At 44.2% G+C, this 23,446-nt stretch carries 18 protein-coding genes; 1 reads left to right on the top strand and 17 read right to left on the bottom strand.

The features are described 5' to 3' along the window. Positions 1–389: 389 nt before the first annotated feature. From VKA52_RS19680 to VKA52_RS19690, 3 genes are all read right to left on the bottom strand, one after another. Complete coding sequence (locus VKA52_RS19680) at positions 390–1,553, bottom strand: glycosyltransferase family 4 protein (protein ID WP_326316929.1); 1,164 nt, start codon at positions 1,551–1,553, stop codon at positions 390–392. A 13-nt stretch (positions 1,554–1,566) separates the two neighbouring features. Continuing rightward, positions 1,567–2,715, bottom strand: a complete 1,149-nt coding sequence (locus VKA52_RS19685; RefSeq protein WP_326316930.1) for an NAD-dependent epimerase/dehydratase family protein — start codon at positions 2,713–2,715, stop codon at positions 1,567–1,569. A 293-nt stretch (positions 2,716–3,008) separates the two neighbouring features. After that, positions 3,009–4,508, bottom strand: a complete 1,500-nt coding sequence (locus tag VKA52_RS19690; RefSeq protein WP_326316931.1) for a flotillin family protein — start codon at positions 4,506–4,508, stop codon at positions 3,009–3,011. A 190-nt stretch (positions 4,509–4,698) separates the two neighbouring features. On the opposite strand from VKA52_RS19690, the gene VKA52_RS19695 reads away from it, so the two are divergent. Beyond that, positions 4,699–6,654, top strand: a complete 1,956-nt coding sequence (locus tag VKA52_RS19695) for an AMP-binding protein (protein ID WP_326316932.1) — start codon at positions 4,699–4,701, stop codon at positions 6,652–6,654. Between the two features lie 102 nt (positions 6,655–6,756). Here the strand turns inward: VKA52_RS19695 and VKA52_RS19700 are convergent, their stop codons facing one another. From VKA52_RS19700 to VKA52_RS19765, 14 genes are all read right to left on the bottom strand, one after another. Continuing rightward, entirely contained in the window at positions 6,757–8,286 is a 1,530-nt protein-coding gene (locus tag VKA52_RS19700) for an acyl-CoA carboxylase subunit beta (protein WP_326317094.1), read from the bottom strand. 15 nt (positions 8,287–8,301) lie between these two features. Continuing rightward, positions 8,302–9,084 (bottom strand): enoyl-CoA hydratase, encoded by a 783-nt coding sequence (locus VKA52_RS19705; protein WP_326316933.1) that lies wholly within the window; start codon positions 9,082–9,084, stop codon positions 8,302–8,304. Positions 9,085–9,087: 3 nt separating this feature from the next. Next, the gene (locus tag VKA52_RS19710; RefSeq protein ID WP_160913389.1) at positions 9,088–9,996 is read right to left on the bottom strand and encodes a hydroxymethylglutaryl-CoA lyase; all 909 of its coding nucleotides are present in this window, start codon (positions 9,994–9,996) and stop codon (positions 9,088–9,090) included. 13 nt (positions 9,997–10,009) lie between these two features. Beyond that, positions 10,010–10,222, bottom strand: a complete 213-nt coding sequence (locus VKA52_RS19715; RefSeq protein ID WP_160913387.1) for an acetyl-CoA carboxylase biotin carboxyl carrier protein subunit — start codon at positions 10,220–10,222, stop codon at positions 10,010–10,012. Between the two features lie 12 nt (positions 10,223–10,234). Next, positions 10,235–11,590 carry an acetyl-CoA carboxylase biotin carboxylase subunit gene (locus tag VKA52_RS19720; protein ID WP_326316934.1) on the bottom strand — a complete coding sequence of 452 codons (1,356 nt, stop codon included), beginning with the start codon at positions 11,588–11,590 and terminating at the stop codon, positions 10,235–10,237. A gap of 17 nt (positions 11,591–11,607) precedes the next feature. Then, entirely contained in the window at positions 11,608–13,248 is a 1,641-nt protein-coding gene (locus VKA52_RS19725; RefSeq protein ID WP_326316935.1) for an AMP-binding protein, read from the bottom strand. A gap of 23 nt (positions 13,249–13,271) precedes the next feature. Continuing rightward, positions 13,272–14,414 (bottom strand): acyl-CoA dehydrogenase, encoded by a 1,143-nt coding sequence (locus tag VKA52_RS19730; protein ID WP_326316936.1) that lies wholly within the window; start codon positions 14,412–14,414, stop codon positions 13,272–13,274. Positions 14,415–14,483: 69 nt separating this feature from the next. Then, positions 14,484–15,116 (bottom strand): TetR/AcrR family transcriptional regulator, encoded by a 633-nt coding sequence (locus VKA52_RS19735; protein WP_160913380.1) that lies wholly within the window; start codon positions 15,114–15,116, stop codon positions 14,484–14,486. A gap of 3 nt (positions 15,117–15,119) precedes the next feature. Then, the gene (locus VKA52_RS19740) at positions 15,120–15,311 is read right to left on the bottom strand and encodes a hypothetical protein (RefSeq protein WP_160913378.1); all 192 of its coding nucleotides are present in this window, start codon (positions 15,309–15,311) and stop codon (positions 15,120–15,122) included. 45 nt (positions 15,312–15,356) lie between these two features. Then, positions 15,357–17,813: a DNA topoisomerase IV subunit A gene (gene parC, locus VKA52_RS19745; protein ID WP_160913376.1), complete on the bottom strand. Its 2,457-nt coding sequence runs from the start codon at positions 17,811–17,813 to the stop codon at positions 15,357–15,359. 15 nt (positions 17,814–17,828) lie between these two features. After that, positions 17,829–19,811 carry a DNA topoisomerase IV subunit B gene (parE, locus tag VKA52_RS19750; protein WP_442788869.1) on the bottom strand — a complete coding sequence of 661 codons (1,983 nt, stop codon included), beginning with the start codon at positions 19,809–19,811 and terminating at the stop codon, positions 17,829–17,831. Positions 19,812–20,240: 429 nt separating this feature from the next. After that, positions 20,241–20,654, bottom strand: a complete 414-nt coding sequence (locus tag VKA52_RS19755) for a CoA-binding protein (RefSeq protein WP_160913373.1) — start codon at positions 20,652–20,654, stop codon at positions 20,241–20,243. Positions 20,655–20,665: 11 nt separating this feature from the next. Next, positions 20,666–22,192: an ABC transporter permease/substrate-binding protein gene (locus tag VKA52_RS19760; RefSeq protein WP_326316937.1), complete on the bottom strand. Its 1,527-nt coding sequence runs from the start codon at positions 22,190–22,192 to the stop codon at positions 20,666–20,668. Further along, complete coding sequence (locus VKA52_RS19765) at positions 22,189–23,259, bottom strand: ABC transporter ATP-binding protein (protein ID WP_326316938.1); 1,071 nt, start codon at positions 23,257–23,259, stop codon at positions 22,189–22,191. Before VKA52_RS19765 ends, VKA52_RS19760 begins: the two co-directional genes overlap by 4 nt. Between the last annotated feature and the right edge of the window lie 187 nt (positions 23,260–23,446).

Genomic DNA, 23,446 nt, shown 5'->3' on the forward strand with positions numbered 1-23,446 from the left:
TATAAAAAAGCCCTTACATCTATTGAATCCTCAGACCTTTGTCTATGCGCTTATGAATACATACGATCACGGCAATACGACTGGTTAATTCTAAATAAAAATTCACATTTTTCTCTAGAGACTATAACAATTTTCGCGCTGTCTCCCCTCTTCTGCTGTGTATTGAATAAATGACCATCTAGGTTTCTGTTATTCGGGAAAATGGCTAGCGTTTTATTGATTGTTTTTTTACAATATTTCGGAGTTACTACTAAGTATGAATAGAAAAAGAGCTAAAATGTGCTGTTTTTACGGGGGTCAGAACATCTGTTCTCATTTGATGTGTTGCGGTGTTTTATGTTTTGGAGTTATTACTATGTAGACAAACGAAAAGAAAAGTCACAGAGTATTTACTCTGTGACTTTAACCTTTGATTTTTTTGACGTTGTTGCTGCTTGCTCATCGAAGACCTTTAACGTCTTGTAATAATATTCGAGGATCTGCTCGGAAGGTTTTTGCCAGCTATACTTTTCTGCTTCTTGACGTGCATTTTTACAAAGTGTCTGATACAACTCCTCATCTTCCAGTCTTTCAATCGCTTGAATCATGCTGTGCGTGTTCTCATTTTCAAACAGTAGCCCGGTTTTGCCATCTTCCACTTGCTCCATGGTCGGACCGCTTTTTGCTGCGATGACAGGCAGACCAGAAGCCATAGATTCCAGGATGACAAGGCCAAGCGTTTCTGTGACTGATGGAAAAATAAGTGCATCAGAAGAAGCGAAAGCTTGAGCTAGCTCTTCCCCGTGCATCAGCCCGGTAAACACTGTATTGGTACCTTTGAAAGTTTCTTCTAATTCATCTTTCACAGGACCATCTCCAACGATGGCAAGAGAGATATCCTCCCTCTGTTCCAACAAGGGCATAATTTTATGAATTTCTTTTTCGGGAGCCAGCCGGCCGACAAAAACAAGAAGCTTGTTCTCTTTCCTGCCGGCAGATAAGCGGTCCCTCATTTCTTCGTTTTTATGCCGAGGGTGGTAGTGATCAACAGCCACCCCACGGTCCCATACACTCACATTATGAAAGTTCTTCTCATCCAGCTCTGTCTTAATGGCTCTTGAAGTACACAAATTCACATCTGCATAGTTGTGTAATTTTCTAAAATACCACCATACAAGAGGCTTGAATGGATATAAACGATAGTAATCCAAGTATTTAGGGACGTGAGTGTGATAAGAAGCAATTAGTGGATAGTTCAGTTTATCAGCGTAATAGACGCCTGATACCCCTACGAGAGCAGGATTCACCACATGGACGAGGTCAGGATCATGTTTTTTTAACAAATCCTTGACCCTCCGTTGTGGTAAACTGAATTCTCGATACCTGTAAAAAGGCATTCTTGTCGTTTTGACCCCTTCGACGACCGCCCCTTCATATTCCGTCACACCAAAGTCTGGAGCAATGACGACGACTTCATGATCTTGGCTTCTCAAGTATTTGATGGACTCTTTTAATCGAGTGACGACTCCATCTGTTGATGGTAGGAATGTTTCTGTAATGATGGCGATTTTCAAAGCGGAAAACTCCTTACTTCCAAGTGATTGACGGCAATACGTTCTCTTCAATGATTCGGTCTTTATTATCGACAGCTGTGCGCAAAATGTCACGAATGACATCGTCTGTCAACAAGTGAGGTTCCAGACCAAGGTCACGCAGTTTTGTATTCACAGCGTTGTAATAGTGATCCTCATTTTCGATACGAGGATTCTCAATCTGTTTCACTTGTGTATCAAGACCTTCTTCTTTTGCGATTTTTTGTACACGTTCTGCAAGATCCTGTACAGAGAACCATTCTGTAAATTGGTTAAATACGCGGAATTCACCTTTGTCTGCTGGATTCTCAGCGGCGATTTCTACACATCTTACTGTGTCTTCAATGTTCAGGAACGCGCGTGTCTGCCCTCCTGAACCATAAACCGTGATGTCATGCCCGATCGCTGCCTGGTTGACGAAACGGTTTAGAGCTGTACCGAATACGCCATCGTAGTCTACACGGTTTACGAGCATTGGATCCTGGCGCGTTTCGGCTGTATGTAAACCGTATACGATTCCCTGATTCAAGTCAGTGGCGCGTATGCCCCAGATTTTACATGCGAACATAATATTATGGCTGTCATGTACTTTAGACAGGTGATAGAAGGAACCAGGTTGTTTTGGATATGGAAGGGTATCCTTCCGTCCTTTATGTTCAATTTCAATATAACCTTCTTCAATATCAATGTTAGGAGTACCATATTCGCCCATTGTACCCAGTTTAATCAGGTGACATTCCGGAGCGAATTCTTTAATGGCATAAAGAACGTTCAAGTTCCCCATGACATTGTTTGTTTGTGTATATACCGCATGCTCACGGTCGATCATTGAATATGGAGCCGAACGTTGTTCAGCGAAGTGAACGAATGCTTCAGGTTCCGTTTGACGGAAAACTTCACTTAAGAAATCATAATGGTTCAAGTCACCAATGAACGTTTTGATTTCTTTTCCTGAAACTTCTTTCCATTTAGCTACCCGGTCTTCCAGTGATGCGATCGGTGTAACTGAGTTCGAACGTAGTTCATCATCATACTTTCTGCGTACTAAATTATCTACGATGGTTACATCATGTCCTTGTTTGGATAGGTATAGTGCCGTTGGCCAACCGCAAAAACCGTCTCCCCCTGCTACAATAATTCTCATAATCTACCTCCTAGTTACGTCTTGCATACTCGTATTCCAAAATAGAATGACTCTAATGACTATCCTATCTCCTTACTAATCGTTCGTCGTTCGAAGACGGACAAAGTCAAGGTCTCTACGTTTTTGACTTTACCATTAATTTAATTTTGAAACAATTAATTCTTTGTTAAACCGTCGATTCTATGTAGAGATATGCTTGTGAGACCTCAAACCTATTTACCCCAAATGAAGAACGCTTCAAACCTACTTTACAATAAAAGCCTGCAGAACAACAAGTCCTGCAGGCTGAGCAATCACTTTTCCTCTTCCTGACCTTCTGTAATGGAGGATCCTTCTTCATTAGGCTCCTGCTCTTCTTTCGTAGCAGCCGCTTCCTTCCATTCATGATCAGAATTGTTGTTTTGTCCAAATTCATGGACAGCTCCTCTTGATACATAACTTTCAAGCATCGCTTTCAGATCCATGCCTGTCGTTTCTTTTAAAGATTCCTGGATGCCAAGCATAGTCGAGGTCACACTGTTCGCTACTTTCGCAGAACCTCCACGCGAATCGCTACCGCCCATATCAATAACCTTCATATCCTTAATTTGACTAATAGGTGCGGAGACTTTTTCTGCATAGTCAGGCAATACGTTAATGAGCATTTCCATGATAGCCGCTTCGCCATAATGTTCCATCGCTTTAGCCATACGCTCTTTCGATTCCGCTTCAGCCATTCCTCGCTGTCGAATGACTTCCGCTTGGGATTCCCCTTTGATACGTTCATTATCAGCTTCTGCCTGCGCTCGTTTAGTCACTTCGTAAGCTTCAGCATCAGCGATGGAACGGCGTCGTTTGTTCTCTTCTTCTTCCAACTCGACCGCTCTCTGCTTCTCAATGTACTGAACCTTTAATTCTTCTTCCTTAATCTGCTGGGCAAGTTTCTGCCTCTCTAATTCTCCCGCTTGGTCTGCGTTAGCTTTGGCTCGGTTGGTTTCCGTCTGGAATTCCGCTTCTTTGATGTCTTTTTCTTTCGTAGATGCCGCAACTGCAGTCAAACGGCGGTTTTCTTCATCCTGTGCTTCCTGGTCGTTTTTCGCCTGGTAAATGCGCGTTTCTTTCGTCGCATCGGACTCTGCCATGTTTGCTTTCTTTTGCACTTCAGCAATATGAGGACGACCGAGTGCGTCGATGTATCCATTCTCGACATCTACATCCTCCACATCATTCAATGCGAAAGAAGTGATTTCAAAGCCCATGCCTTTTAAATCGGATTCAGCAATTTTTTTCACCTGTGTGTTGACTTCTTTGAAATCATTATAAATTTTTTCAATAGGAAGCGATGCGATGATGGAACGCAAATGACCATTCAGCACATCTTTCAATTCCGATTCTCTTTCTTTCTGTTTTTTACCAAGAAATTTCTCAGCAAAATTGGCCATGATCTCAAGCTCACTACCAATACTAATCACAGCAGTACTAGCAACTCTAACCGGAATCCCTTCCTTTGTGTAGGCTTTGTCTGAGTTGACCTGCAGTTGAAAGGATGTCAAATCAATCGGGGTCGCTGTCTGAAACATTCGCAGGCGGTACCCCCCACCACGAATGATTTTGACCGACCGTCCGTTATCGTCTTCAAATACATTCTTCTCTTGTTCCGGATCTCCAAGCTTTGGTCCCGTGACAATCAATGCTTCATTCGAACTGGCCGTCTTATAACGCATGCGGAAGATGATGAAAGTAATGATTCCACCAACAAGCACCACCGCTCCAATCACACCTAAGATGACTAACAGTAACGCACCTTCAAACAAATGATCACTCCTCTTTTTATATTCCCTATTTATGTAACAAAAGGGGTTATATTACATAACGATTACAACTCTATTAAAGTTTCACGAAATTTGCAATGTTCGACAATATTTCTATTGTTCCATCAATTCAATCGAAAGAACGATTCCGTTATAATAGAAACAAGAACATTCTGAAAAAGGAGGAACGTTCATGGCTTTATACACCAACGCATGGATTCCTACCGCAGAATATAAACAAGCAACACGATTATTCCAGTGGATGAAAAAACATGGCTTCACCTGCTATGATGACTTTCATTCTAGATCCATCGATGATATCGAATGGTTTTGGGACGAAGCAGTCAAGGAGCTCGGTATTGAGTGGTACACCCCTTATAAGCAGGTACTGAATCAAACACAGGGACCTATGTACCCTGAATGGTTTGAAGGTGGAGAGTTGAATGTTGCTCACTTAGCGCTGGATCGATGGGCGAGTCATCCTTCTAAAGAAAATGATATCGCTCTATACTGGGAAGGAGATAATGGCCATACAGCCTCCTACTCTTTTAAAGATTTGCAAAAGGAAGTGGATGCTGTCTCTTATGGTCTTGAGAGCTATGGAATTACAGAAGGGGATATTGTTACTTTGTATCTGCCCATGCTCCCTGAGACCCTCATTGCTATGCTGGCCATCTCAAAGATCGGTGCAATCTTCTCTCCTGCCTTCTCTGGTTACAAAGCTGATGCCGTCACTACAAGAATTCATGCAAGTCATTCGAAAGCGCTGATAACAGCTGATGCTTTTTACCGTAGAGGAAAAACGGTGCTAATGAAAGAAGAGGCGGACCTTGTGGCAGATCAATGCCCTTCTTTAGAGCATGTTTTCGTCGTAGAACGGACAGGAGTGAAAATGGAAAATAAACAACCTCGTGATGTTCGCTGGAGTGATTTGAAAAAGAATAAAGCCACTTACAAGACGAAAGTAAAAAAAGCGAACGATCCTTTTATGCTCATTTACACTTCTGGAACGACGGGTCTACCAAAAGGAGCAGTCCATACTCATGCAGGCTTTCCTGTTAAGGCTGCCTTTGATGCTGGCATCTGCATGGATGTCACAAATAAAGATACATTATTCTGGTACACAGATATGGGGTGGATGATGGGACCTTTCCTCGTGTATGGAGGATTAGTTAATGGGGCTTCCATCGTAATGTTCGAAGGTACTCCTGATTATCCAGAACCCGACCGTTTATGGAAGCTTGTAGAGAAATATCAAGTGACCCATTTAGGAATATCCCCGACTCTAGTCCGCACAATGATGAAGCACGGGAAAGACTGGCTGGAGAAACATGACCTTCAATCCTTGAAGCTTATTGGATCGACAGGTGAACCATGGAATCCGGAGCCTTGGCATTGGCTTTTTAAACATGCGGGAGATTCACGAGTTCCCATTTTCAACTATTCAGGAGGAACAGAAGTCTCAGGTGGAATCCTTGGGAATGTACTTGTCAAACCGATTCAACCGGTAACCTTCAATGCTGCTCTTCCAGGTATGGATGTTGATGTGTATGGTGAAAAAGGAGAGCCCCTCATCAATGAAGTTGGCGAACTGGTAATCAAATCCCCGTGGGTAGGGATGACGAAGAGTTTTTTTAAAGACGATGCGCGTTATGAAAAGACATATTGGAGCCGCTTCAATGATACGTGGGTGCATGGGGATTGGGTGATTAAAGACCATGAAGGATTCTATACGATTACCGGACGATCTGATGACGTTTTGAACGTTGCTGGAAAGCGTCTAGGTCCGACGGAAGTCGAGTCTGTTCTCGTTAAACATACATCAGTTATAGAAGCCGGAGTTATCGGAGTCCCTCATGAGATAAAGGGAGAAGAACCCATTGCTTTCGTCGTCCTTAACGATACCAAGCCTACAAAAGATCTAACAGAAGAGTTAACGATGATTCTGAATCAAAAACTAGGGAAGGCTCTCTCCCCGAAAAAAATCTTTGTGGTCGATGACCTGCCTAAAACAAGAAATGCCAAGGTGATGAGACGTGCCATCAAATCCGCATACTTGAACCACCCTTCCGGTGACTTGAGTGCACTTGTCAACCCGGAAAGCATTGAGCAAATAAGGAGCATTGGTCAAAATCTTTCGTCAACGTAAGAAGTACCACCCTTTTGTATGAGGTTGCTAGAAATCATTCTATTAACATGTCGTATCCAATAAAAAAGGTTCCTGGACCAATGTTGTCCAGGAACCTTTTTGTCAGACCGGATAGACGCCGTGTTTTCTTTCAGTAAACAACACGTCTTTTGTTTCGTAGGCATCGTATCTGGTGGAAAGCTCTTCGCGCAGCTTATTCGGCTGAACGATGTCATCGATGACCATCTCAGAAGCCAACCGATAGATATCAATGTTCTCTTTGTATTCTTCATGCTTTTCCTTGATGAAAGCCGGTCGCTCCTCTTCAGGCAGCGCAGCAATCTTATTGGCATACACGGCGTTCACAGCCGCTTCCGGCCCCATGACAGCAATTTGTGCTGTTGGCAAGGCTAGACACGCATCTGGCTCAAACGCCGGCCCTGCCATCGCATAGAGCCCTGCTCCATATGCTTTGCGGACTACAACAGAAATTTTCGGTACCGTTGCTTCACTCATAGCAGAAAGCATTTTCGCACCGTGACGGATAATCCCTGCTCGCTCAACCTTTGTTCCGATCATGAACCCTGGAATATCAGCAAGGAACAGTAGTGGAATATTAAAGGCGTCACAGAGCTGGATGAATTTCGCCGCTTTATCCGCAGAATCAGGGAATAGAACCCCTCCCTTTGCTCTCGGCTGGTTAGCGATAATCCCCACAGGCCGTCCTTCAATTCTTGAAAGCCCGGTAATGAGTTCAGGAGCAAACTTTTTCTTGATTTCGCAGAACGAATGATCATCAATGAGACGATCAATCAACTGGTACATATCAAAGGGTGCATTTTGATTTTTAGGAATCAGTTCTTCCACACTTTTCTCAAAAGGAGCAGGCTCCCTCGAATCTGCCTTTTTCGGAAGTTCCCGGTAGGACTGCGGGAAGTAACTCAAATACTTTCTGGCATAGGCAATCGCATCACTTTCGTCTTTAGCCAGCACATCTCCGCATCCGGAGACCGAACAATGCATATTCGCACCGCCCATTTCCTCAAGTGTCACTTTTTCACCGATGACTTTTTCTGCCATACGTGGAGATCCTAAATACATGGATGCATTGCCATCGACCATCACGACGATGTCGCAAAAGGCAGGTATGTAAGCCCCGCCCGCTGCGGATGGTCCGAATAGTAAGCAGACTTGTGGCACGCGGCCGGATAGTTTGATCTGATTATGGAAAATACGTCCCGCTCCGCGGCGGTTAGGGAACATCTCTACCTGATCGGTAATCCTTGCCCCCGCCGAGTCTACAAGGTAAAGCATAGGGACATTTAGTTTTAATGCGGTTTCCTGGATCCGGATAATCTTCTCAACTGTCCGCGCACCCCAGGATCCTGCTTTAACGGTTGAATCGTTAGCCATCACGCATACTTTCTCTCCGTTAATTCGCCCGATTCCTGTGACCACGCCGTCAGCAGGAAGGGATTCATCCTGGCAATTGGCGAAAAAAGCATCTTCGATATCGATGTCGTCATCAAACAAAAGCTGTAAACGTTCACGGACGAACATTTTCCCTTTTTCTGCGTTCTTGCTATGATATTTTTCCGCACCACCAGAAGCAATTTTCTTCGCTCGTTCTTCTAACGTTTCATTTGTAGGCATCGTTTTTTCCACCTTTTATTCTCCTTTGTATTCCGGCTTCCTTTTTTCCTGGAACGCTTGAAGTCCTTCCACGCGATCATCAGTTGGAATCGTCTTTTTATAACAGGCGCGCTCAATCTCAAGACCTGAAGATAAATCGGTATCATACCCTTGATTGATCGCTTTTTTTGCCTGCTTCATAGCTACCGGGCCGTTCCGTGCAATGCATGCCGCAAGGTCCTTCGCTTCTTCCATAAGAAACTGCGGTTCATGGATATATTCGACAAGTCCGAGGGAATAAGCGCGGTTGGCTTCCACCGGTTTCGCTGAATAGATCATCGCTTTTGCCTGGCCAATCCCAATCAGCCTGGATAGACGCTGTGTTCCGCCAGCTCCCGGAATAATGGCAAGCGATGTTTCCGTCAGTCCTACTTTGGTAGACGTACTCATCATCCGTAAGTCACAGGCAAGCGCAAGCTCTAATCCACCGCCAAATGCGACCCCATTGATGACAGCAATCGTAGGTACATGGATATCTTCGATCATTCGAACCGTATCTCCGATTTTGGTTACGGTCTGGACGACTTCTTCGTCACTCATTCCCTTTCTTTCTTTCAAATCAGCACCTGCACAAAAGGCTTTATTTCCTTCCCCAGTCACTAAAACGACTCTGATCTCCTGACGCCGGTTAATTTCGTGTGCTTTTTCCTGCAGTTGGTCAAGTAGATCTGAAGACAATGCATTCGCTGCATCCGGCCGGTTCAATTTCAGTACAAACACGTGAGGGGAAATCTCTTCTAACGCGACTAGTTCCTCCATCCGTTACACCCTTTCTTTATTTACCACCTGCATTTGATGACTCGGCAGTGATTTATTCAACACGCGTTGGATATAAATCGCCGCTTCCTTCAGTTTTTCTTCATTGATCCCTGTTTCAATGCCCATCTGATGAAGCATGTGTACAAGATCGTCTGTGGCTAAATTCCCGGAAGCTCCCTTTGCGTATGGGCAGCCCCCGAGTCCTCCAAGCGCTGCATCAAAAGTGGTGATGTTATGCTGCATGGAGACAAGGACGTTGGATAAGGCCATTCCCCTTGTATTATGAAAATGCATGGCAAGCTTGTCGAAAGGAAGCCATTGTTTCCATTCGTGAAGAGCTTGATCAACTTGCCTCGGATTTGCAACACCGATTGTGTCTCCTAAAGACAATTCATCAATACCCATTTCCAGTAAACGCTCACTTACCCTTGCCACCTGGTCTGTAGCAATGTCTCCTTCATAAGGGCACCCGAACACCGTGGAAAGATAACCTCTTACAGTTTTGCCTTCTAATTTGGCTTCTTGCACGACCTCTTTAAGGACTGGATACGTTTCCTCCAGCGTCTTGTTGATGTTTTTTTTGTTATGCGTATCGGAAGCGGACATGAATACAGATACTTCATCCACGTCCGTATCGATCGCTGCTTCAAGCCCCCGCCGGTTGGGGACCAGGGCAGCATAGGTGACCCCCTCTTTCCGTGAGATCTTCGCTGCCACTTCCTTTGCATCTTTCAACTGTGGAATCCACTTTGGATGGACGAATGAACTGAATTCAATGTACGAGTAACCCGCTTCAGATAAGAGATCGATCCAGGCAACCTTATCTTCAAGCGGTACTTCTACAGGTTCATTCTGCAGGCCATCACGTGGACCGACTTCTTTAATTGTGACTTTTTCAGGCCATTCCATCATACGAACCTCCTGTTTATTCAATAATGGCGATGACGTCTCCTTCGTTGACGAAATCCCCTTCGCTTACTTTTAACTCTTTGACTGTTCCCGAGGTTTCTGTAGGGATCGGAATCTCCATTTTCATAGATTCGAGGATCGCAATATCCTCTCCGTCGTTCACTTTTGTACCTTCTGCTGCAACAATTTTCCATACACTTCCTGCCATGGATGCTTTAATTTCTGTCATGATTATTCCTCCTTAATGATTTGTCAATGTTGGTAGGTAATAGTTTTCTACAAATGTGGTTTTCGTTTCGCCTTCTTTAAATTTCTCATGGGTGACGACGCTCTTCAGCATCGTCAGGTTGCATTTGATGCCTTCAATTTCGTATTCATGAAGGGCTTTTGTAAGACGTTCAATCGCGTCTTCACGGTTTTCTCCATGAATGACAAGTTTCGCAATCATCGGGTCATAGAACGGAGTCACTTGTGAATCTCCTTCTACCGCTAATTCATGCCGTACTCCTGGTCCTTCCGGCAGAACCATTTTCGTCAATTTACCTGGTGAAGGATAGAAAGTATTTGGATCTTCGGCATAAATCCTCACTTCAATGGCGTGGCCGTCAATGATCAAATCCTTCTGCTGGATGGATAAATGTTCCCCGTCTGCTACCCTCAATTGTTGTTCGACAAGGTCGACCCCTGTAATTTGTTCGGTGACCGGGTGCTCGACTTGCAAACGTGTATTCATTTCAAGGAAATAGAAATTCTCCTGATCATCGACCAGAAACTCAATTGTACCGGCATTGGAATAGCCGAGAGAGGAAACCGCCTTCAGAGCACTTTCACCCATTTTCTCCCGTGTCTTTTCTGAAAGGACCGGTGACGGGGCCTCCTCAACAACTTTTTGGTGCCTGCGCTGAATGGAACATTCGCGTTCAAACAAATGGACGACATTACCGTGACGATCAGCAAGCACTTGAATTTCAATGTGACGCGGATGCTCGATTAATTTTTCGATGAACATCTTCCCATCACCGAAAAAGGCCTGCGCTCGTTTGGAGTTGCCTTCAAACGCTTTTTCCAGTTCTTCATCGTTATAGACCGCCTGCATGCCGATACCACCGCCTCCAGCGGCCGCTTTCAGCATGACAGGATAACCGAACTCGACCGCAATTTTTTTGGCATCGTCGGAGTTCGCAACTGCATCTTCGGTTCCAGGAATAATAGGGACACCAGCCGCTTTCATTTCCGCCCTCGCGGCAATCTTATCTCCCATTTTTGCAATGACATCGGCAGCCGGTCCGATAAACGTGAAGCCTGCTTCTTCCGTTCTTTTCGCAAACTCCGCATTTTCACTTAAAAGACCGTATCCCGGATGAATCGCTTCCGCTCCGGAGTCCTTGGCCACCTGTAAGATTTTATCGATGTTCAGGTACGATTCATTCACGCGTGGTTTTCCAATAAGATAGCTCTCATCAGCCATTCGTACATAAGGAGCTTGCTGATCCGCTTCCGAGTAGACAGCCACTGTTTGGATGTTCAATCTTTGGCACGTCCGAATAATTCGGGATGCAATCTCTCCACGGTTGGCAATTAATATTTTTTGAAACAACAGGGATCACCTCTTCGTTAGGATTTTAAGTTCATCATTTCAAGCGCATGTTCACGGAGTCTGAACTTCTGGATCTTTCCGCTCGCCGTCATTGGGTACTCATCTGTGAAGGTTATATATCGAGGAATTTTATGTTTCGATATTTTCCCTTCACTGAATTCCCTGATATCGCTTTCATTTAATTGTTTACCTTCTTTAGGAATGATCCAAGCCATGATCTCTTCCCCGTACTTCTCATCTGGAACACCAACCACTTGGACATCGAGAACATCCGGATGCTGATACAAAAATTCTTCAATTTCTCTCGGATAGACATTTTCGCCTCCGCGAATAATCATATCTTTGATTCTACCGGTAATTTCGACATAACCATTTTCATCCATCACTGCAATATCTCCTGTATGCAGCCAGCCATCCGGATCGATCGCAGTCATTGTGGCTTCCTCGTTTTTGTAGTACCCTTCCATCACGAGATATCCTCGCGTACAAAGTTCACCAGGAGTCCCTGTATCCACTTCTTCACCTGTGGCGGGTTCAATAATTTTCACTTCGACGTTTGGATGGGCCTGGCCGACGCTGCTCACTCTCAAATTAATCGGATCATCCGCTTTTGTCTGTGTGATGACAGGTGATGACTCCGTCTGACCATAAGCAATCGTGATTTCTTCCGCTCCCATATCTTCGATCACACTCTTCATGACTTCCATCGGACAGGTAGAGCCTGCCATGATTCCTGTTCGTAAAGTCGAAGGCTTCAAGTCTTCATATTCTGGGTGGTTCAATTCGGCAATGAACATGGTAGGCACTCCATGAAGCGCTGTACAGTTTTCCTCTTTCACAGCCTGGAGTACTTTTTTCGGATCAAATTGCTCCAGAATAACCATCGTTGTCCCTTTGGAAACAGCAGCCATCGTTCCTAACACACACCCGAAACAGTGGAAAAATGGCACGGGAATACAGAGGCGGTCATCTTCTGTAAGGCGCATACAATCCGCTACCTGATTTCCGTTGTTTACGATATTGTAATGACTCAGCATGACCCCTTTAGGAAAGCCAGTTGTTCCTGAAGTGTACTGCATGTTGATCACATCACGATGGTGAAGCGTTTCTTTCCGCTCTTTCAATTCCCCATCATCTACGGTCATCCCCATATCAAGGATATCCTGCCATGAATAACAGCCGCGGTAGGACTTGTCACTCAAAACAACGATATTCTTTAAGAAAGGAAGACGATCACTTTGAAGATCACCTTTTTCAGAGGTTTCAAGCTCCGGACAGATTTCTTTCAAAATATCAATATATGAGGTTCCTTTGAATTCTTCAGCAAGAATCAATGTGGAAGCATCTGATTGTTTTAATAGGTATTCGAGCTCCTGAGCCCGATAGTTCGTATTGACAGTGACGAGTACGCCACCCATTTTTCCAGAGGCAAATTGTGATTGAAGCCACTCCGGCTTGTTATCCGACCAAATGGCGACATGCTCTCCTTTTTCAATCCCTAGAGCCATGAATCCCTTGGCTACTTCATCCGTCATATCGTTGAATTCAGCATAGGTCTTCCTAAGATCCAGCTCAGGATAAACGAACGCCTCATGGTCCGGATAAGCTTCGGCCTGCTGTTCTAACAATTCACCAACCGTCTGATCTAATAAGGACATAAGATTTCCTCCTTTAAAATGATTTAGCAACCTAACTGACGGGCAATGACCAAGCGCTGGATTTCTGATGTTCCTTCACCAATCTCAAGAAGTTTTGCATCACGGAGAAAACGTTCGACTTCGTACTCTCTCATATATCCATATCCACCATGAATTTGGATGGCCTGATTAGCAGATCGGAAAGCCGTCTCTGAAGCGAAAAGTTTTGCGTAGGCCGATTCTTTTGTGAAATTCCTTCCTTGATCTTTCAACCAGGCTGCTTTTAAAACCATGTTCCGAGCAAGTTCCACTTCCATCGCCATGTCTGCCAGCTTAAACTGAATGGCCTGGAATTTAGTAATCGGCTGACCGAACTGTTTCCGTTCTTTTGCATAAGCGAGGGCGCGGTCCAATGAAGCTTGTGCGATTCCTACTGCTAGAGCAGCAATGGAAATTCTTCCCCCATCCAATGTGTAAAGGAATTGTTTGAACCCTTTTTCTGGATCTCCGAGAATATTTTCTTTCGGCACTTTCACATCTTCTAAGATGATTTCAGACGTGTTCGAACCTCGGACGCCCATTTTGTCATAAGGACTGGTAATCTTCATACCTGGTGTATCTTTTGGAACGATGAAAGCGGATATGATGTTCTTCCCGTCGTCACGCTTTCCTGAAACAGCCGTGACCGTGATGGACCTCGCATATTCAGCATTTGTAATCCAGCACTTTTCTCCATTGATCACGTAGTGGTCACCTTTCAATTCGGCACGCGTCTTCGTACCTCCTGCATCGGAACCGGCATTCGGTTCTGTCAATCCAAAAGACGCTAATCCTTCTCCTTTAGCTAGAGGAGTTAAGAACTCTTGTTTTTGTTCTTCTGTCCCGAAATAATAGATGGGGCTCGCTCCCAGTGAAACGGCAGCAGCGTAACTGAGACCCGTAGAACCACAAACACGACCGATCTCTTCAACAGCAAGAGCATAACTGATCGTATCTCCCCCGGATCCGCCATACTCTTCAGGGAATGGGATACCGAGAAGCCCAAGCTTGCCCATTTCATCAAAGATATCTTTCGGGAATTCACTGTTGATGTCGATATCCACCGCTCTTGGTGCAATCACATCTTCTGAAAAATCACGGACCATTTTCCTTGTCATTTCCTGCTCTTTCGTTAAATCGAAATTCATATGATTCCTCCTTAGGGAAATAAAGACCGACTGGTTGGTCTGTTTTAATGATAAATATAATGAAAGCGTTTACTCACTTTCATAAAAAAAAGGAACTTTTAACATATGACGGAAATATTCACTGTCTTCTTTACCTGGAAGCAAAAAGTGCAGCACCAGATCAGTGAAAACCTCTGCGATTTGATCGATGGTGTATGTCCCATCCCGCCTGTACCATTTATAGATCCAGTTAACCATACCTAAGATCGCCATCCCTGTAATCTCAAGCGGCAGCTCTTTACGGAAGTGGCCGGATTTTTGACCTTCGTCAATGACATTGAACACCATCCGTTTGAACTCATCACGCTTCCCTTTGATTTCTTCCTCATACGCTGGTTTTAAATACAGGCTTTCCTGATAAAACACCGAGATATGTGGTTTGTACAAGTCGAATACCTGAACAAACGATTGAATGATCGCCTGTACTTTCGGTATAGGGGAAGAATGAGTAACGTTAGCGGCCTGTGCTTCTTTCAATACATATGTAATAAACGTGTCGTGAATAACGAATAGAAGTTCATCCTTTGACTGGAAATGATGATAGAAGCCGCCTTTTGATGTGTTCGTCTGCTGTACAATTTGTTTTACTGTGACGCCGTGAAAACCATGGCGGTCGAACAGTTCTAAAGATGTCTGGATGATTTTTTCTCGCAAATCGCTCATACATCAACTCCCATCTGCTGAATATACACTCATTTTATCACATTTTTCTGAAAATACAACGGTATAAAGGATGACATCAAGCAGGTGTTCACCTCCGTGAACGAATGATTCTCCTACACCCGCTTCATTGGTAGAACAGAGGCCAGCGAAAAAAGTCTGGACCCCTATACACACAAGCCATTCTTTTTTATCCAATAAAAAAAGCCCTCTGGACGCAGAGGGCTTTTCACATCATTATTATTAGGTTGTATCAGGTTCGGTTTCAAAAGGAACACGATAGACCGGCTTGATCCACGCTTCTTCCGCTTGTCCTTTTTCTTCGGTGTCGAGGACATAGGACCCATTGCTGTATCGATCATTCGCTTTAAAGTCCATCGGATTGACAACGATGGTTTCTTGTTTTTCTGTCATGATCATCACTTGGTCATCTCTATGCACGAGGTGTACATCCACCAATTGATGAGGGTTCTTCTTCAACTCTCTTAACATGAGCACCCCGCGTTTTGCCCGGGTTGTTCGTTCAAACTCTTTCAATCGCATCCGCTTCACTGCGGCACGATGAGTGGTCAGAAGGATCGAAGGATCTTCTGAGGCTCTGAACAATTGTCCAGACACCACTTCATCGTCTTCTTTCAGGTTGATCGCTTTCACACCTGCTGCCCGCTGGCCGACGGTGTTCACTTCTTCTTCATGGTACCAAAGGCCATAAGCTTTCTTCGTAGCAATAAACAAATCGGACTGGCCATTTGTTTTGTAGACATCCACTACTTCATCATCATTTTTCAGATTGATGGCAACGAGAGCCTTGGAATGACGCTGGGCTTGATAGAGCTGTAATTCGCTCTTCTTCACCATCCCGTTCTTCGTGAAGAAAATGAGGTATTCCTCTGCTGTGAAGTCACGGACTGGTATGGCCTCAACGATATATTCTTCTTTGTCCACTTGTACAATGTTGGAAATATATTGACCAAGATCCTTCCACCGGATATCCGGCAGTTTGTGAACAGGTAAGAATAAATATTTACCGAGGTTCGTAAAGAGTAAGATGGTATCCGTTGTATTGATTTCAAATAAACCCAGCAGGTGATCCCCGTCTTTCAAAGCGAAATCTTCCCCGTTTGACGCTGCATAGGAACGAAGACTTGTGCGCTTAATGTAACCATCTTTCGTCACAGATACGAGCACATCTTCACTCGCGACAGTCACTTCAAGATCTACTTTCAACTCTTCCACTTTTTCCTCGATCTTCGTCAAACGATCATCGTTGTATTGTTTTTTCATCGAGCGAAGATCAGCCTTGATGACTTTCAACATTTCGTTTTCACTGGATAACAATTTTTCTAAGTAATCAATTTGCTTTTTCAGTTCATCCGCTTCTTTTTGCAAGGCTGTAATATCTGTATTTGTTAAACGGTACAGCTGTAATGTCACAATCGCTTCTGATTGTTCTTCTGTAAAATCATAGCTTGCAATGAGCTGTTTCTTGGCATCAGCTTTGTCTTTGGAGCTGCGAATCGTTGCGATGACATCATCCAAAATGGAAATCGCCTTGATCAGACCTTCCACAATGTGAGCGCGAGACTTCGCTTTATTCAAATCATAAATGGATTGCCTTGTGACCACTTCTTTCTGGTGCTTGATATAGGCGTCAAGCATCATTGGAAGACTCATCAGGCTTGGTGTCCGTTCATGAATGGCGACCATATTAAAGTTGTAAGAGATCTGAAGGTCTGTATGTTTGTAAAGGTAATTGAGGACCCCTTCACTGTTCGCATCCTTCTTCAGATCAATGACGACACGCAAACCGGTACGATCCGTTTCGTCACGGACTTCAGCGATACCTTCGACTTTTTTATCAATTCTCAATTCATCCATTCGCTTGACCATGCTTGCCTTGTTCACTTCAAAAGGAATTTCGTCGATGACGATTTGTTCTCGTCCTCCGCGCTGTTCTTGGATTTCGGCACGCCCACGTAAGACGATTTTCCCTCTGCCCGTTTCATAGGCCTTCTGAATGCCATCGATCCCTTGAATGATTCCACCCGTAGGAAAATCCGGACCTTTTAATTTGGTCATCAGCTCAGGTACAGTCGACTGAGGCTTATCGATCTTCATGATTACCGCATCAATTACTTCTCCCAGGTTGTGGGAAGGAATTTCTGTCGCATAGCCTGCGGATATCCCGGTAGAACCGTTGACGAGAAGATTCGGGAACTTGGCCGGAAGAACGGTTGGTTCATCAATCGTATCATCAAAGTTTGGAATAAACTCCACGGTCTGTTTTTCAATATCCCTGAGCAGTTCAGATGAAATTGCGGAAAGTCTTGCTTCCGTATAACGCATAGCTGCAGGCGGGTCGCCATCAACACTTCCGTTATTTCCGTGCATCTCCACTAAGGATTTTCTCACTTTCCACGTTTGGCTCAAGCGGACCATCGCATCGTAAACGGAAGTATCCCCGTGCGGGTGATAATTACCGATTACGGTACCGACCGTTTTCGCGGATTTCCGGTAAGCTTTATCGTGGGTGTTTTTTTCCTGGTGCATCGCATAAAGGATACGCCTCTGTACAGGCTTTAGCCCGTCCCTGGCATCAGGGAGGGCACGTTCCTGGATGATGTATTTACTATATCTCCCGAAGCGGTCTCCGAGAACTTCTTCTAATGGTAAATCTAAAAATTTCTCTGCCTCTGCCAACAGAAGGTCCCCCTTTTACGTCTGTATTTTGTCGTTTTCTAGTATGCTCGCTTCATCTTCAAGACCAAAAGCGACATGGGATTCAATCCATTTACGGCGAGGTTCAACCTTATCTCCCATCAACGTCGTCACCCTGCGCTCGGCACGGGCGATATCGTCAATCGTAACCCGGATCAATGTGCGTGATTCGGGGTTCATCGTCGTTTCCCAAAGCTGATCGGCATTCATTTCACCTAAACCTTTGTATCGTTGGATCGTATACCCGTTTTTAAATTCCTTCAATATCTTCTGCATGCCTTCTTCATCCCACGCATATTCGACTTTCTCTTTCTTCCCTTTCCCTTTGGAAACTTTATAAAGGGGTGGGAGGGCGATAAATACTTTCCCCGCTTCTACAAGCGGTCGCATGTATCGATAGAAGAAGGTTAATAAAAGCACCTGAATGTGTGCTCCATCGGTGTCGGCATCGGTCATGATGACGATTTTATCATAATTACAGTCTTCGAGCGTAAAGTCTCCTCCGACTCCAGCGCCGATGGTATGAATGATTGTTGAGATTTCTTCATTTTTGAAGATGTCCGCAATTTTCGCTTTCTCTGTGTTGATGACTTTTCCGCGCAAAGGAAGGACGGCCTGGAATTTACGATCACGTCCCTGTTTTGCTGATCCACCAGCTGAGTCCCCCTCCACGAGATACAACTCGTTCTTTTGGGCATTTTTAGACTGAGCAGGCGTGAGTTTCCCGCTTAGAAGAGTGTCCTTACGTTTCTTCTTCTTCCCTGAACGCGCATCTTCTCTAGCTTTTCTTGCTGCTTCTCTAGCTTCTTTCGCTTTAATCGCTTTTTTGATGAGCATAGAAGCGACATCCGGATTCTCTTCGAGGAAATAGGATAATTGTTCAGCAACGATTCCATCGACGGCGGAGCGTGCTTCAGAGGTTCCTAATTTGCTTTTGGTTTGCCCTTCAAATTGAAGAAGCTCTTCTGGAATTCGCACGGAGATCACCGCAGTAAATCCTTCTCTGATATCGTTTCCTTCTAAATTCTTATCTTTATCCTTCAGAAGTTGTGCTCGTCTGGCATAATCATTAAAAACTCTGGTAATGGCCGTTTTAGCTCCAGATTCATGGGTGCCCCCATCCTTCGTCCGCACATTATTGACAAAGGATAAAATGTTCTCTGCAAACCCGTCGTTGAATTGAAAAGCGAAATCCGCTTCAATTCCACTGTGACTTCCCTCGAAAGAAACGACAGAATGCAGGGTATCTTTCTCTTCATTTAAATATTCGACAAAAGAGACCAGTCCGTCATCATATTGGTACTCTTCTTTAACCGTTTCCTTACGCTCATCTACAAGGATGATACGGAATCCTTTCAATAAGAAGGCCGCTTCTCGTAAACGTTCGGATAACGTTTCAAAATTGAATTTCGTCATTGAGAAAATGGAAGGATCCGGTTTAAAGCGGATCGTCGTTCCTGTTTTGCGGGTCGCTCCTTTATTTTCTAAAGAAGTGACGGGAACGCCCCCGTTCTCGAATCTTTGATAAAATTTCTCTCCATCTCTACAGATGTAAACTTCCAACCATTCAGATAGAGCATTTACCACAGAAGCACCGACACCGTGCAAGCCACCTGAGGATTTATAACCACCTTGGCCAAATTTACCTCCTGCATGTAGGACGGTCAAAATAACCTCAGGTGTCGGTTTACCTGTTTTATGCATCCCCGTAGGCATGCCCCGGGCTTCGTCCTGAACCGATACACTACCATCTTTATGGAGCGTGACAGTCATTTTTTCGCCGAATCCAGATAACGCCTCATCAATCGCGTTATCTACAATTTCGTGGACGAGATGGTGCAGACCTCTATGATCCGTGGATCCAATATACATCCCCGGTCTCTTCCGAACGGCCTCCAATCCCTCCAGCACTTGAATAGAATCATCTGAATACGTTTGATTTTGACTCGACAATTTACCATCGGCTCCTTTCTCTAACACCTGCTACATCAATAATAGAACAAACGTTCGATTATGTAAACGATGAGTGCATCTCCAGGTCCTTCAGCTCTCACGACATAAGTCAATCAACGGTGTGGACACTCTTCCACTCCATTGATTGGCTTATGACTTAGAATAAGGCTGCCGACCTGTGCACAAATGTGGGGGTGATTAGAACTCCCGTTTGATTTCGCTTACATTTCTTATTCTTTCTTAAACAACCGTTCTGTTAAACCATGGTTCTCCAATTAAAATCGGTCCTCTACTAAAGGTCCTTTTCTCTTATTCGGAGCTTCTCGTTGTCTCTAACAAAAAACGTCGCTTGTTATATTGTAGCGATTTTATAAGGTTTCGCAAACATAAATCTTCCAAAAAACATGAAAAAACCCCTGAATGAACAGGGATTTTTTCATTTTCATTCATATTCTTTTACTTGTAAATCGCATGCGCGACCTTTATGCAAGAGTCCATAATGACAAGCTTTGAATCGTTTTTCAGGATGTCATCCGCTTCTTCGGAATAGACCCCTTGCTGAGCCCAAAAGGCTTTAGCCTTAATATTTTTCGCTTCCTCTGCAATTTGGGGTAAATATTCGGATCTTCGAAAGACATTGATAATGTCTACAGGCTCTTGTATATCTCCAAGGTTTGCTACCGCTTTTTCCCCAAGAGCTTCTTTGATTTGAGGATTCACAGGGATGATTTTGTACCCGGCTTTCTGCATGGCTTCACTCACTTGATAGGATGTACGGTGCGGTTTATCCGAAAGCCCTACAACCGCAATCGTCTTCGATTGGGCCAGTAAATCCCGGATCTCTGTTTTGGACGGATTTTCAAAAGTCATCTTTATACCTCCTATTCGTCGATTAATCCTTCACTGACTAAATACTCTCTAGCCACTTTTTCAGGATCGCGATCTTCAAAATCAACCTGGTAATTCATTTCCCTCATTTTATCTCCGGTAATCTTTCCTCCCAGTTGATTCAGGACTTCCTCAAGTTCAGGATATTGATCTAAGGTCTCTTGTCTCATCAATGGTGCCCCCTGGTATGGAGGAAATAGATTTTCCGGATCCTCCAATACTTTTAAATTCAGGTCAACCATGTAACTATCTGTAGCGTAGGCGTCAATGATGTCAACTTCTCCACTTTCAATAGCTCCCTGTCTTAAGCCAGGGTCCATTGTCCGAACTTCTCCCAGGTTCAAGTTATAGATGTCCTTCATGCCTTGATACCCGTCTTGACGATCATTGAATTCGAGTGTGAAACCAGCTGTGATTTGATCTTCAACTGGTTTAAGGTCCCCGATCGTTTCAAGATCGTATTGATCGGCAAGCTCCTGGGTCGTAGCTACGGCGTAGGTATTGTTAAATTGCATCGGTTGCAAAAACGCCATATCATAGGTTTCTGCCATACCTTCTTTCGCCTGTTCATATACTTCTTCAGGTTCATTGCTGTTCGCTTCTTCTCCTAGAAGAGAGACGATAGCTGTCCCTGTGAATTCCGGATAAATATCAATGCTTCCTTCTTCCAATGCACTGAATACAAGGTCTGTCTTTCCTAAGTTCGGTTGAAGACCTACACTCAAGTCTGTTTCCTCTTCTATTAAAAGCTTATACATGTTAATGAGTATAGCAGGTTCTGATCCAAGCTTTGCTCCAAGCGTCAAGTCATTCTTCACTTTTCCACCGAACGCTAAAGGACCAACTGCAATCAAAGCAGCGATCAATAATAAACTGACAAGTGAACGGAAACCGGATTTGGCTGAAGTTCGTTCAAATAAACGGAGAATAAGATCTAGAATAATGGCTAACAAAGCAGCTGGAATAGCGCCGAGCAAGATAAGATTGACATCTCCGCCCCTGTCTAAACCGAGCAGGATTAAATCCCCGAGACCACCCGCTCCAATAAGAGCAGCAATCGTGGTCGTTCCGACGATCAGTACCATGGATGTCCGTATCCCTGCCATAATGACAGGCATGGCGATTGGTAATTCAATTTTAGAAAGACGTCTGAATGATTTCATTCCCATTCCTGTAGCCGCTTCCTTTAGAGCAGGATCCACTTCCTTGATTCCTGTGTACGTGTTTCTAAGGATAGGTAGGAGCCCGTAGGCCGCAAGCGCGATAATGGCCGGGGTTTGACCAATACCGAAAAACGGAATGAGAAAAGCAAGCACCGCAAGGCTTGGAATGGTCTGTAACACAGCTGTCATCCCGATAATAGGCTCTGCTACTCTCTGCTTTCTTGTCAGCCATAAGCCAAGCGGAACGGAAATCAATGTAGCAATCACTAATGCAATAATGGATATTTGTAAATGTTCCCATATCTTCTCTAATAAAATGCCCTGTCGTTGATTAAAAACCTCTAGAAACTCACTCATTTACTTTCCACCTCCTCTTCCTTTTTACGTGACTGTTCTTTAAGGTAGAGGACAATATCCCTATAAGATAAGGTGCCGATCAGCTTGTCACCCTTGACGACTGGCAGAATGGTAGAGTGACCTTCTTCAAAGATTCGAACAGCATCTCTAAGAATCATATCATTGGATAACGGGTGAGCCTGTACCTGATTCCCATCCTCGATCATCCCTCGATACGTCCCATCGTGACTTTTAAGGGCAAAAGGTCCATCCACGACAACATGGCCTTCCTTGAATTCTTCTTCTGACACAACACGTTTTTCTGCATGATTCATGATGACATCAACAGCGGTCTGCCACGGTGTTTTTCTCCCCCCGATGAAATCTTCTACGAATTCATTGAATGGTTTCAATACGAGATTTTGTGGAGTATCCAACTGAACAATTTCTCCTACCTTCATGAGGCAGACGCGATCGCCCAGTGCTAAAGCTTCGTCCATATCATGGGTGACAAAAACAATCGTTTTCTTGATTTCCTTCTGCAATTGACGGATATCCTTCTGCAACTGATCCCTGCTGATAGGGTCGAGAGCACTGAAGGGCTCATCCATCAAGATGATATCAGGATCTGCAGCTAATGCCCGGATCACTCCGACCCTTTGCTGCTGGCCGCCTGAAAGTTCACTGGGTTTTCTTTTGCGGTGCTTTTCAGGATCCAGGCCAACCATATTCATCAATTCGTCAATTCTTTTAGACAAATCTTTTTTCTTCCATTTTTTCATTTCAGGTACGACCGAAATGTTTTCTTCTACTGTCATATGTGGAAAGAGAGCAATTTCCTGCAACACATAGCCGATATTCCAACGTAGTTCATGAATGTTGTATTCTCTAATATCTTTGTTATGTATAGTAATGGTCCCTTCCGTCGGATGAATCAGACGGTTAATCATTTTCATCGTGGTTGTCTTCCCACAGCCGCTTGGACCGATCAGCGCAAGCAGTTCTCCTTCTTGCACTTCTAAGTTGAAATTCTTCAACGCTGTCGTCCCATCCGGGTAAGTCTTCGTTACATCAGTAAACGTGATCATCGTTTTCCCCCTAAACAAAAAATAAAAGACCTATTTCTATAACCACATTTCCACAATCTGAAACATTTTGCAATTTTCCTGCCTTTTCAATAAGCTGAATTTTTGCAACTGCCTCCCTTGCCGGTTCTCCAACACTATTAAAACAACTTGATACCTGGTACTAAATTGATATAATAGAGAAGCTGCC

This window comes from Halobacillus sp. HZG1, from assembly GCF_035818575.1.
In the GTDB taxonomy this organism is placed as follows: domain Bacteria; phylum Bacillota; class Bacilli; order Bacillales; family Halobacillaceae; genus Halobacillus; species Halobacillus litoralis.

Excerpts from the sequence above, each read along its gene's own strand:
- VKA52_RS19685 (WP_326316930.1), bottom strand. The coding sequence starts at position 2,715 with ATGAGAATTATTGTAGCAGGGGGAGACGGTTTTTGCGGTTGGCCAACG.
- VKA52_RS19695 (WP_326316932.1), top strand. The coding sequence starts at position 4,699 with ATGGCTTTATACACCAACGCATGGATTCCTACCGCAGAATATAAACAA.
- VKA52_RS19700 (WP_326317094.1), bottom strand. The coding sequence starts at position 8,286 with ATGCCTACAAATGAAACGTTAGAAGAACGAGCGAAGAAAATTGCTTCT.
- VKA52_RS19705 (WP_326316933.1), bottom strand. The coding sequence starts at position 9,084 with ATGGAGGAACTAGTCGCGTTAGAAGAGATTTCCCCTCACGTGTTTGTA.
- VKA52_RS19710 (WP_160913389.1), bottom strand. The coding sequence starts at position 9,996 with ATGATGGAATGGCCTGAAAAAGTCACAATTAAAGAAGTCGGTCCACGT.
- VKA52_RS19715 (WP_160913387.1), bottom strand. The coding sequence starts at position 10,222 with ATGACAGAAATTAAAGCATCCATGGCAGGAAGTGTATGGAAAATTGTT.
- VKA52_RS19725 (WP_326316935.1), bottom strand. The coding sequence starts at position 13,248 with ATGTCCTTATTAGATCAGACGGTTGGTGAATTGTTAGAACAGCAGGCC.
- VKA52_RS19730 (WP_326316936.1), bottom strand. The coding sequence starts at position 14,414 with ATGAATTTCGATTTAACGAAAGAGCAGGAAATGACAAGGAAAATGGTC.
- VKA52_RS19735 (WP_160913380.1), bottom strand. The coding sequence starts at position 15,116 with ATGAGCGATTTGCGAGAAAAAATCATCCAGACATCTTTAGAACTGTTC.
- VKA52_RS19755 (WP_160913373.1), bottom strand. The coding sequence starts at position 20,654 with ATGACTTTTGAAAATCCGTCCAAAACAGAGATCCGGGATTTACTGGCC.
- VKA52_RS19760 (WP_326316937.1), bottom strand. The coding sequence starts at position 22,192 with ATGAGTGAGTTTCTAGAGGTTTTTAATCAACGACAGGGCATTTTATTA.
- VKA52_RS19765 (WP_326316938.1), bottom strand. The coding sequence starts at position 23,259 with ATGATCACGTTTACTGATGTAACGAAGACTTACCCGGATGGGACGACA.